At 61.2% G+C, this 11,008-nt stretch carries 9 protein-coding genes; 3 read left to right on the forward strand and 6 right to left on the reverse strand.

Features of this window, described 5'->3' with window-relative positions; all coding sequences use genetic code 11:
- Nucleotides 1-24: 24 nt before the first annotated feature.
- Both JJ869_RS05995 and JJ869_RS06000 read left to right on the forward strand, forming a co-directional pair.
- The gene (locus tag JJ869_RS05995; protein WP_292265292.1) at nucleotides 25-1,065 is read left to right on the forward strand and encodes a substrate-binding domain-containing protein; all 1,041 of its coding nucleotides are present in this window, start codon (nucleotides 25-27) and stop codon (nucleotides 1,063-1,065) included.
- Between the two features lie 65 nt (nucleotides 1,066-1,130).
- Entirely contained in the window at nucleotides 1,131-1,574 is a 444-nt protein-coding gene (locus tag JJ869_RS06000; RefSeq protein WP_292265293.1) for an RbsD/FucU domain-containing protein, read from the forward strand.
- Between the two features lie 35 nt (nucleotides 1,575-1,609).
- Here the strand turns inward: JJ869_RS06000 and JJ869_RS06005 are convergent, their stop codons facing one another.
- The 3 genes from JJ869_RS06005 to JJ869_RS06015 form a co-directional block, all read right to left on the reverse strand.
- The gene (locus JJ869_RS06005; protein ID WP_292265294.1) at nucleotides 1,610-4,117 is read right to left on the reverse strand and encodes a cation:proton antiporter; all 2,508 of its coding nucleotides are present in this window, start codon (nucleotides 4,115-4,117) and stop codon (nucleotides 1,610-1,612) included.
- A gap of 200 nt (nucleotides 4,118-4,317) precedes the next feature.
- Nucleotides 4,318-4,803 (reverse strand): hypothetical protein, encoded by a 486-nt coding sequence (locus JJ869_RS06010; RefSeq protein WP_292265295.1) that lies wholly within the window; start codon nucleotides 4,801-4,803, stop codon nucleotides 4,318-4,320.
- Complete coding sequence (locus JJ869_RS06015; RefSeq protein ID WP_292265297.1) at nucleotides 4,800-5,363, reverse strand: hypothetical protein; 564 nt, start codon at nucleotides 5,361-5,363, stop codon at nucleotides 4,800-4,802. The genes JJ869_RS06010 and JJ869_RS06015 overlap by 4 nt, the downstream gene beginning before the upstream one ends.
- Before the next feature lie 244 nt (nucleotides 5,364-5,607).
- On the opposite strand from JJ869_RS06015, the gene JJ869_RS06020 reads away from it, so the two are divergent.
- Nucleotides 5,608-5,988 carry a carboxymuconolactone decarboxylase family protein gene (locus JJ869_RS06020; RefSeq protein ID WP_292265298.1) on the forward strand — a complete coding sequence of 127 codons (381 nt, stop codon included), beginning with the start codon at nucleotides 5,608-5,610 and terminating at the stop codon, nucleotides 5,986-5,988.
- A 63-nt stretch (nucleotides 5,989-6,051) separates the two neighbouring features.
- On the opposite strand, the gene JJ869_RS06025 is transcribed toward JJ869_RS06020, so the two are convergent.
- The 3 genes from JJ869_RS06025 to JJ869_RS06035 all read right to left on the reverse strand — a co-directional run bounded on the left by JJ869_RS06025 (nucleotide 6,052) and on the right by JJ869_RS06035 (nucleotide 11,007).
- Nucleotides 6,052-8,319 carry a TRAP transporter fused permease subunit gene (locus JJ869_RS06025; protein WP_292265299.1) on the reverse strand — a complete coding sequence of 756 codons (2,268 nt, stop codon included), beginning with the start codon at nucleotides 8,317-8,319 and terminating at the stop codon, nucleotides 6,052-6,054.
- 147 nt (nucleotides 8,320-8,466) lie between these two features.
- Entirely contained in the window at nucleotides 8,467-9,456 is a 990-nt protein-coding gene (locus tag JJ869_RS06030) for a TAXI family TRAP transporter solute-binding subunit (protein ID WP_292265300.1), read from the reverse strand.
- A 228-nt stretch (nucleotides 9,457-9,684) separates the two neighbouring features.
- Nucleotides 9,685-11,007 carry a sigma-54 dependent transcriptional regulator gene (locus JJ869_RS06035; protein ID WP_292265301.1) on the reverse strand — a complete coding sequence of 441 codons (1,323 nt, stop codon included), beginning with the start codon at nucleotides 11,005-11,007 and terminating at the stop codon, nucleotides 9,685-9,687.
- Nucleotide 11,008 lies beyond the last annotated feature (1 nt).

The raw sequence follows: 11,008 nt of genomic DNA on the forward strand, positions 1-11,008 counted from the left end.
ATCAGCGATAGGGAGGATATCATCATGCTGAGACGTCACTTCATGGCCCTTGCGAGCGCGGCCAGCCTCGCCCTCGGTGCGGGTGCCGCCACGGCGCAGAGCGCCCCCGCCCCGCTGGACAATCCCGGCGACGTGACCATCGCGCTGGTGCGCTACCTGTCCACCGGCGACTTTTTCCAGGCGTATCTGTCGGGCGTCGAGGCGCAAGCCGCAGCACTTGGTGTAAACCTGCGGGTGCTCGACAGCCGTCAGGACGCAGCGCTACAGGCCGACATAGTGGATCAGGCCATCGCGCTTGGCGTCGATGGGATCATCATCCAGCACGGTCTGACAGAATCCATGCGCGACGCCGCACAACGGGCTGTCGATGCGGGGATCAAGGTTGTCGCCTTTGACGTGAACGTCGAGAACGAGGCGATCCCGCAGATCGAACAGTCGGATTACCTGCTGGGCAAGCTGGCGCTGGAACAGGCGATCACCGACAATGGCAACAGCTTTGCCGCCGGCTACGTCTACGTGCCGGGTATCGCGCCGCTGGACCGTCGCCATGTTGCGTGGGAAGAGGTGAAGGCCGCCAATTCCGGTATCACCGAAGCCGCCCGTATCGGCACGCTCGACAACCCGATTGCAAACGCGAACGCCAACCAGGCACGCGCGGCCCTGCAAGCGAACCCGAACATCTCGGTATTCTTCGCGCCCTATAACGAGTTTGCCAAAGGCGTGAAGATCGCCGCAGACGAGCTGGGCATCGGCGGTGATCTGAGCATCTACTCCGCCGACATTTCGACCGCCGACATCGCACTCATGCGCGAGGCGGGCAGCGGCTGGAAAGCAACCGTGGCGACCAACCCGGCGGTTGTGGGTGAGGTGTCCGTCCGGGCGCTGGCGCTCATGCTGACCGGCGAAAACCCGGGCGCGTCGGTCATCGTGCCGCCGACGCTGATCACGCAGGCTTTCCTGAACGAGAACGATATCCGCAACATGGAAGACCTCGGCGCGAAGATGCCCCAATTCCAGCACGCAGATGTGGCCATGGCCGACTGGATGCCCCTGCCCCCGCGCTAAGACCCTCAGGCCCGACCCAGCGCCGCGCCGGGTCGGGCCTTTCCTTCTGCCAATGGAGCCCTGCCATGTTGATCGGACTGGACCCGCGCCTGACACCTGACCTGCTCTACACACTTGCCAGGATGGGTCATGGCGATGAGATTGTGTTGACCGACCGCAACTACCCGTCAGCCGCTTCTGCCGCGGGCTGCATCGTCAAAGAGGTGATCCATTATCCCGGCCATGATGCTCCGACACTGGCCAACCTGATCACTCAGGTGATGCCACTGGACAGCTTCCATACCTATTCTGCGCTTCGAATGGAGATCGACAACGCACCCGACACGATGTCGGAGGCGCATCAGGCCGTTTGGGATGTCCTGCAACCGCGCCTGCCCGAAGGCGGCGTTCTGTCCAGCATCGAACGGCAGGCGTTTTACAAACACGCGGCCACCTGCTTTGCCGTGGTGCAATGCACCGAAGACCGCCCGTTCGGCTGTTTCATCCTGCGCAAGGGTGTCGTGTTCTAAACCTTCTAGCGCCTGCCCTAGCGATTACGGCGCGCCTATTCAGCGGCCTCGAGCATGATTTGCGAGGGAGGAATGCCGCGCTTTTCCGCGCTGGCGCGCACCGCGTTCCGAAGCGAATTGCTCCGTTCAAGAAGCCGCCGGAAGCGCGTTTCGTCCAGAACAAGAAATGTCGAGGGCGCAATAGCGCGGACCATTGCGCGCGGGTTCTTGTTCGACAGCACCGCCATCTGCCCAAACATCTCGCCTCGTCCCAGACGCAATGTCTGCCGTGCGGTCACCAGTTCCACAGCTCCTGACGCAATAAAAAAGACATTTCTCGCGGGGCTGTCCTTGCGCACCACAACATCCTCGGCATTCACGTAGCGGGTCTTGAGAGCCCGCCCCAGCCGCTTTTGCGCCGCCTCGTCGAGATCGGCAAAAAGTGGCAACTGGCGGATCAGCTCGGCGCGCTGCAAGGCAATATCAAGATTAGGCCGCACTTCTTCTACAATGCGGCGCGCTGCAATACCCTGCATCAGGGTCGTAAAGACCTCGGCCCCAATCAGTCCGTCGTCGCGCATCACGGTATATTCGCGTTCTTCGATCCGCAGCGCGGTGCGGCGGATGAAGCGCTGCTCAAGTTCTTCGGCATAGCCGGGATATTGCAGCCGCAATCCTTCCAGCGCGGTTTCGATGGCATCGTTCCGACGCGAGAGCAAATCCTGCAGGAGGTCGGCAACGCGACGCCCATGAATACGCCGGATGCGCGCCTGAATGAAATCGCCCAGATCGCGCAGGATCAAGCGTTGCGACAGCAGCAATTCAAAGCGATCGGCTGTCATCAGCGCCAGCGGACGGGAGAGGCGCACCCGGTTGTGAAGAAACACGGCCAACCGGAAAGTGCGGCCGTAGGAAATGCTGCGCCGGGCCAAGCGCTGATACCCACTACGTCCCTGCGTCCGTGCGCCTTCGATTAGGCGCTCCGCATCGGAAAGGACCTGTTCCGCGATCCGCGCGGAAATGGTGCGATCGCGGACCCGCAGCAGGATGGTGTCGCGTTCCTGTCCCGCCAACGCGATCAGCCCCAGCGTGATGCGGTCCCGGTCCAGAATGTCCGCACTGTCTTCCGCAGATTTCACCGCATCATCCAGACGAGTGCTGAACCGTTTGGCCTCGGACCGGACAATGTCGCGGCTCAGGTCATAGTTTTCGGTGGTCGTCGCCACATCCTCGCGCACCGTCTGCAAGGCCACAGCGATTACCTGGCGCGACAGTGCCTCGTCGATGGGGGACAGCCGATCCAGACCCAGCCTCCGGATCACCCAGCGCAGCGTCGTGCCCTGCACGATCAGCGTAAACAGCGTGAAACCCGTGGCCAAGATCCCGACAAGCCGTTTTGTCTCGACCGGAATGCGGAAGCTTTCCGTCACAGCAAGCGCCAGCGCGAGGGTCAACGCCCCCCGCAGCCCGCCCCACAAGATCACCACGCGATATGGGCGTTCGACGGGGGGCGACGTGCCGAGAAAGCTCAGGATCGGCAAAAGGCCAAAGAGGATGACCGCCCGCGCGGCAATGGCGGCCAAGACAACCACCGCGACAATGGCGAAATCTCCCAGACGCACCTCTTCCAGCAAGCGCGGAATCAACAAAGCCGCCAGAATAAAGATCAGCGCGCCCGCCCAATGCGCCAGCACACCCCAGAGTTCACGCAGGTTTGTCCACGTCTGGGGCGGCAAGCGCCCCGGAGCGGTCAGGTTCATCGTGATGCCTGCGGCCACCACGGCGATCACGCCGGATGCCCCGATCATCTGTTCCGCGCCGATATAGGCCAGATAGGGCAGCGCGACCGAGATCGACAATTGCGCCAGTTCGTGCTGGTTCACGATCGCCATGATCCAGACCGCGAGCCGCGCCGCCAGCCACCCGGTCAGAGCACCCCCCGCGATCAGCACCGGAAACTGCGCGACCGCGTCCGACAATTCCGGGTCAGGGACGCCCAGCATCACGAACCCCATAAAAAGGCCGAAGAGCGCAATCGCTGCCGCGTCATTCAACAGGCTTTCGCCTTCGATGATCCGTGTCAGCCGCTGCGGCGCCGAGATGGAGCGAAAGATCGACACCACCGCCGAGGGATCGGTCGTCGAGACGATCGCGCCGATCAGCAGACACGCCGCCAGCGGCAGCGCACTTGCCCATGCAAGGGCGTATCCGACGCTGAGGGTGGCAACGACGACCGCGACTATGGCAAGCACGAGGATCGGAACCCAGTCGTCCAGCATCCTTCGCAAGTTCATGCCCAACGTCGCCTGGAACAGCAGGGTCGGCAGGAACACATAGAGGAAGACATTGGACCGGATCGGCAGGGCAAGGATCGCCTCGGCCACAGGGTTGAGCGCGTCCGTCAATTCCGTCTGCAGGAAGAAAGTCGCACTGGCACCGATCAGAATGCCCAGCGTGGCAAGGATCACGCTGTAGGGCAGCCGAAGTCGCGCCGCGAGCGGCTCTGCCGCGCCGATGACAAGAAACAGCGAAGCGATGATCGTGGTGACGACGACGATGTCCATTTCTTCACTCTAACGCGGGAGTAAGCCTTGCAGAAGACCAACGAAGGGTAAAAGACCCGTCACCCACGGGCGCGGGATTATTGGTCAACTGGCTTCGAGCAGGTAACGCCCATCTGTTGCAGGCACAATGCTGCGGCATTTGATTGTTGCCGGATCAGGTGGTTGTTGCCGAAGTCGTGAACGCTCAAACCGCGCGAGGCTCACATCAGCACCGAAACAACTGCCGCGATCACAAAGGGTACCGGAAGGCTCACAAGGATACGGGTCAATGTCGCCTGACGCCCCATGAAAGACAGCTCGTAAGCAAAGATCTTGGTTGTCGAAAACAGCGACCAGGACGTGACATAGACGATTGCCGCGACCGGCGAGGCCCCTGCCTTGAGCGCGGCGGCGCCAATGGCGAAACTGACGAACGCTCCCCCCGGTGTGAGCGGCCCAAGCGCAATGGCCAAGAGAATGCCAGTGATCCCGGCCTCGGTTCCCAAGAGCTGCCGCACCTGTTCTTCCGGCAACAATTCGGCAAAGAACCCTGCCCCCAGCAGGGCGACGATCACCCGTGGCGCGGTAAAGAGGAACGTGTCCAATGACGCACGGTAAGATGCCCTTCGCCACTCCTCGTTGGGCAATTGCAACCAAAGCCAGATCGCGCCCGCTCCGATGAGCACTGTTCCGATGAGAATGTTCACGCGGCGCGCCTTTGCATCAAGGACCGCGCGGCCATCCCCAACAGGACGGGCATCGGCAGGCTCAGCAGGTAGCGGATCCAGACAAGGTCTGTGGGCAGAAACGAAAACTCCCAGATCAGGGTGCGGTTCAGTCCCAACAGGCTCCATCCCGAGATGAAAGCGATCACTGCGCCCAGATCCGCCCCTGCTACACCCAACCCTGCTGCAAGCGGGAAAGTCATCATCGGCCCACCGGGAATGGCTGCCCCGCAGGCGGTTGCCACCACCAATCCGCGGACACCGCTTTCCCGACCGATCAACCGCCCGACCCGGTCGCGGGGCAACAGGATCGGCAATGTCGCCGCGATGAAAATCCCCGCACCGATCTTGGGCGCGAGCACTGCCAGAAAACCGAAGGTTTCAAGCAGAATGTCGCCCACGCGACCCCAACCGGACACGATCCCCACCGCGACCCCGCCCGCAAGTGTCAGGGCAAGGAGGACGAGGAAACTGCCATCGAACACCTTTCGGGATTTCGTCTCGGGCGGCGGGTCAGCCGCAATGTTCTTCAATGAGGGCATCGTCGAGATGTGTCCGAATGTCCAAGAGGACCATGTGTATGTATCGCGGGACCGGTGCGGGACTGCAATCGTCTTCGACGGATTTGTCGATGCAGATCCGCCCGTTTGATCGGATGCCTCTGTCCCAGCGTGCAGTAGCGTTCGCGTGTCACAGCGATATGTCATCCCCCGCATGACGCTGGTTGGCCTTGCCTGAAAACCCGTCCAAAGTCTCGGGTGACACGGCACAACAGGGAGGCCCGCCATGAGCACATTCGACGAAGACCTTTTTCTGAAAGGGCTGGAACAGCGCAAGGCGACGCTCGGCGCAGACTATGTTGAAAAGAACCTTGCGAGCGCCGATGATTTCACCCGACCATTTCAGGAAGCGATGACTGCGTGGTGCTGGGGCTTTGGATGGGGCGATGACGTGATCGATCCCAAAACACGGTCGATGATGAACCTCGCCATGATTGGTGCTTTGGGCAAGATGCATGAATGGGAAATCCACTGCCGCGGCGCAATCAACAACGGCGTCACCAAAGAGGAAATCCGCGCGATCATCCACGTGGTGGGCATCTATTGCGGTGTGCCGCAGGCGTTGGAGTGTTTCCGCGTGGCGCGCAAGGTTCTGGAAGAACAGTGATTCACACAGAAAAAGGGTCGACCCTTTCAGGCCGACCCTTGGTTTGTTGCTGCTCGATGTGTCTCAGTCGGCGCCACGTACCGCGATGGTGGCGTTGGGGTCCGGGTGCAGGAAGCGCTGGATCAGCCATGCACCAGCGGTCACAGCAATGCCGATCAGGTCCGTCACCAGACCGCCTTCGATCATCAGAAGCGCTGCAGCAAGCAGACCCACGCGGATGAACCACGCTGATCGTTGGCCCATGAACCAGCCTTGAACGCTACCTGACAACAGGAACACGCCGAAGGTCGCCGTGATCCCGGCGCGGATCACCTCGAACCACGTGCCGTCCATCAGGAGGGCGCTGTTGTAGAAGAACATGAAGGGCACGATGAAGGCCGCGATGCCGATCTTGAACGAGGCAACCGAGGTCTGCATCGGGTTCGCACCCGAAATACCAGCCGCCGCGTAGCTGGCCAGAGCCACGGGGGGCGTGATGGCCGACAGAACCGCGAAGTAGAACACGAAGAAATGCGCGGTCAGTTGCGGAATACCAAGCTGCACAAGCCCCGGTGCCACAACCGACGCAGCCACCGCGTAGGCCGCAGTCGTCGGCATCCCCATGCCCAGCAGGATCGCGATACACATCGCAAAGAACAGCGCCAGAAGCTGGCTCACACCTGCAAGGTCAAGAAGCACAGCCGAAAAACGTGCACCAACCCCGGTGAGCGAGATCACACCGACGATGATACCCGCACAGGCACAGACTGCGATAATCTGGATCGACATGATGCCCGCCAGTTCAAACGCCTTGGCAATGCCCCGCAGGGTCATCGGGAACGGGGTCAGCCAGCTGACCACGGCAGCGGCCATCGTCGCCAGCGTACCCGCACGGATCACCGAATACCCCATGAACAGCGCAGCAATCAGAATGATGATCGGGATGAACAGGTAGACCTGACGCACCATCTTGGCGAGTTTCGGCAGTTCATCCTCGCGCATGCCCCGCATGCCCAGCTTGGCCGCCTCAAAATCGACCATGAAGTAGACCGACACGAAGTAAAGGATCGCCGGGATGATGGCCGCGATGGCGATCTCCTGATACGGAATGCCGGTGATCTCGGCCATGATGAAGGCCCCTGCCCCCATGATCGGCGGCATGATCTGCCCACCGGTCGAGGCTGCGGCTTCAACAGCACCAGCAGTCGTCGGGCGATAACCCACCTTTTTCATCAGCGGGATGGTCAGCGATCCGGTCGCCACCACGTTACCCGCAGAGGTGCCGTTGATCATACCCATCAGGCCCGAGGCGAAGATCGCAACCTTTGCCGGACCACCCCGTGCGCGACCGGCTGCGGCAAAGGCGAAGTTAACAAAGTAGTCGCCCACTTTCGACGCCTGCAGGAAGGCCGCGAAGATGATGAAGAGGATGATGTAGGTAGAAGACACCGCCGTCGTCGGCCCTAGGATACCGGCATCCGAGTAGACATGTCCAAAGAACCGCTGCCAGCTATAGGCGCTCTGCACCGCGAGGATGCCGGGCAGCAGATGCGCGACGAAGGTGTAAAGCAGGAACACGCCGGTGATGATGACCAGCGCCAGACCGGCAACGCGACGTGTCAGTTCGAGGATCATCGCAGAGCCGGCAGTTGCGGCAAAGGCCACACCAATCGGGACAAACGGTGTACCCACGGCGTTGCGGGCTGCGGTCCCGTAAATGGCCACGAGATAGGCCGCGACCGCGATCCCGCAGACGCCAAGCAGGATGTCGGACACCCGAAAGCGATCCCTTGGGGCTGTCTCGAGCCAGCCAAGGACAATGCCGCCCCCGGTTGCGATCAGCAACGGAAATCCAAAATACCAGACCTCCTGATTATAGATCGGTGTTCCGGCGAATGCGGGCCATGTGGTCAGCCCACCCATCTCGGGCAGCGTGCCAGAGGCGATTGTCTGTGCGAACCAAAGGCTGGTGCCCAGAGCAAAGAGAGCGGGAATAAACAGGATATAGGCAAGCTTGCCCCAAATGCCGCCCTGCGTGTTCTCGTCCTTGTCCGAGAACAACATTGCATTGTAGACGACAAAGCCCAAGGCCAAGGCACCCGCGATGTGCACGATCCGGAAATTCCAGGTCTCCATCGGGAATTGCGGCAAGAGCGGCACCGTGATCCCGGTGTAGGCCGAGATCGACACACCGTTGAGCGCTGCCATGTGGAACAGCGCATAGACAGCGGCAACCGCCGCCACAATCTGCATCCGCCAGCCTGTAAAGAGACGCCGATTGGCTTCGACCGGCTCTTCGTCGACGCCTTCCGCAATCACGGGCGCGTCCGCCTGTGTGGATTCCTGAACCATTGCCACCTCCCTGGCAAAGCCGCCTTGACTGCTTGCGTCGGCGCTTCGTGTCATGTGTGAGAAAAGGCATCCTCTGGGGCACAACTAAAGGTGCGCGGAATGCAAAACAGAGGCGGCGCAACCTGTGTCGCGCCGCCTCAAGACGGCTTACATGCCGTGGATCATGCTGTCGGGAATGTCAGCGCCCGCATTGTCCTTGAACCACTGGGCCGCACCGGGATGCCACTTCATGACAGTGTTCTTGCCCCAATGCTCGGGCAGCGTGGCGGTGGCCGCGCGGTGAATGTTCACCATCCGCGCGTTGTCGGACATGACAACGTCAACAGCCGCGTTGACAAAGCTTGCCGGCAGGTCGCAATTCGCAATTGCAAAGTTCCACATAGACACCGACCGCGCAGGTGCGGTCAGCGTCGTATAGGCATCGGCCGAGATCTCGAACGCGGAGACCAGGAAGGCCGAGACGATCTTGGCCTGCTCTTCTTCGGTGAACTCGATAATGTTCACGTCGGTCTGCACTTCAAGCTGCGACACGGCAGGAACTGGAACGCCTGCTGCAAACGCGATCACGTCCAGCAGACCGTCCTGAAGCTGACCACCAAGATCGGACCAGCCGCCGTTGCGACGCTCGAAGTTGACGCCCAGCTCTTCCATCATCCGAGGGAAGTACGTGTCGGATGTGGAACCTGCCGGACCAAAACCGATCCGGGCGCCTGCCGGGATCTCGGAGATCGACGTGATGCCGGACGAGGACAGCGCCGTCACCGAGAACGGTGTCTCATACATCGGGAACATGGCGCAGGCATTGGTCATCTGCAGACCCGGTGCAATCGGGTTTGTCCCTGCCAGCGATTCCGCTGCCGGGCCCATTGTGGTCATGCCGAACTGGGCGTCACCCGTGTGAACCAGCGCCATGTTCTGCATCGGGCCACCGGTGACTTCGGCACCGCCGGACACGCCCAGCTCTTCTGCAACAAGGTTTGCCCAGCCCGAGCCATAGGCAAAGAAGGTGCCGCCCTGCGATGCTGTGCCCACGGTAAAGCTTTCCGGCCAGCCAGTGCGGTCGACATGGCTTTCGGCGACTGCCTGACCCGTGATGGCACAGGTGACGGCAAAGGTGAGTGCTGTGATCTTCTGCATTGGTTCCTCCCAAACGCATACAATGAATGTAACACCCGGCCTGTGTCTCCTCACCGGGTTGCCGCTCAGGAACCATGTCACCCGGCACGTCGCATAGCGCCGTTACCGCGAACATTTTTTTAAAGAACGCGGTTTTTTCCCGGCAATGGGTGGAAAGGGGTACAAACCGCCATTTTCGTGGGTCGCCTTCGACACATTTCCACGGCTGCGTGGCACCAAGGCCGACGATCAACTCTCTGGCTCGATGAACGACTCACGTTCCAAGCCGTATCGCTGCATCTTCTCGTAGAGCGTCTTGCGCGAGATTCCCAAGGCTTCGTAAGTCTCTTTCAGCCTGCCCGCATTGGCCGCAAGACTGGCGGCTATCAGTGCCCGCTCATGTTCTGCAACACGCTCGATCAATGTTCCCGCGACCGGTGGAGTCTGATCGGCAACTTCGGGCAGGCCAAGGACATAGCGTTCCGCCGCATTGCGCAACTCACGTGCATTGCCCGGCCAGTCCCGCGCGGCAATCGCATCCAGAACCGCACCCGGCACCTGCGGTACGGGCTGATCATAGCGGTCGGCCATTTGCGCAACGAAGGTCAGAAAGAGCATAGGGATGTCTTGCCGCCGCGCCGCCAAAGTCGGCATCCGGATGGTCACGACATCCAGTCGATACAGCAAATCGCTGCGAAATGAGCCTTGGGCCGCAGCCGCCTCAAGATCGGATTTTGACGCCGCGATGAAGCGGACATCCAGATCAATCCGGTCATGTGATCCCAAACGGCTGATCGACCGCGTGTCGACGGCATGCAAAAGCTTGGCCTGCAACGCCAGAGGCAGGCTGTCGATTTCGTCAAGAAACACCGTGCCGCGCCGTGCATGTTCGAATTTTCCGGACCGCGCCCGCGTTGCCCCCGCAAAGGCCCCCGCCTCATGGCCGAACAATTCGCTTTCGATCATGTCAGCGGGGAGCGCGGCACAGTTTATCGCCACAAAGGGTCGGTCCGCCCGCTTGCTGGCCGCGTGAAGAGCCTGAGCGGCAAGCCCTTTGCCGGTGCCCGTCCCGCCAACGATCAAGACATCGGCATCGCTCACGGCAACTGTGCGGATCTGGCGACGGACGGTCTCCATTTCGGGGCTGAAACCGCGCAGACCGTCCTTGATCCCGATCAGAGGCGCCATGTCCGTGCGCAGCCTGCGGTTTTCAATGGTCAGTCGGCGCATGTCCAAAGCCCGCCGCACCGCCTCGACCAGCCGTTCGGGCGCATAGGGTTTTTCGATGAAATCATATGCCCCCTCGCGCATCATGGCGACAGCGAGATCAAGATCACCATGTCCGGTGACGAGGATCACCGGGAACTCCGGGTCTATTTGCAAGGCGGCGCGCAAAAGCTCGGTTCCGTCCATTCCGGGCATACGGATGTCGGTGACAAGGATGCCGGGGAAGTCGGGACCGATCACTGGCAGCGCCGAAGCCGCACGGTCAAAGCACCGGCACTCCAGATCAGCCAGCTCAAGTGTCTGCTGCGCTGCAATCCGCAGCGGTTCCTCATCATCGACGAACAGA

The organism is Marivita sp. (assembly GCF_017643905.1).
In the GTDB taxonomy this organism is placed as follows: Bacteria; Pseudomonadota; Alphaproteobacteria; order Rhodobacterales; family Rhodobacteraceae; genus Marivita.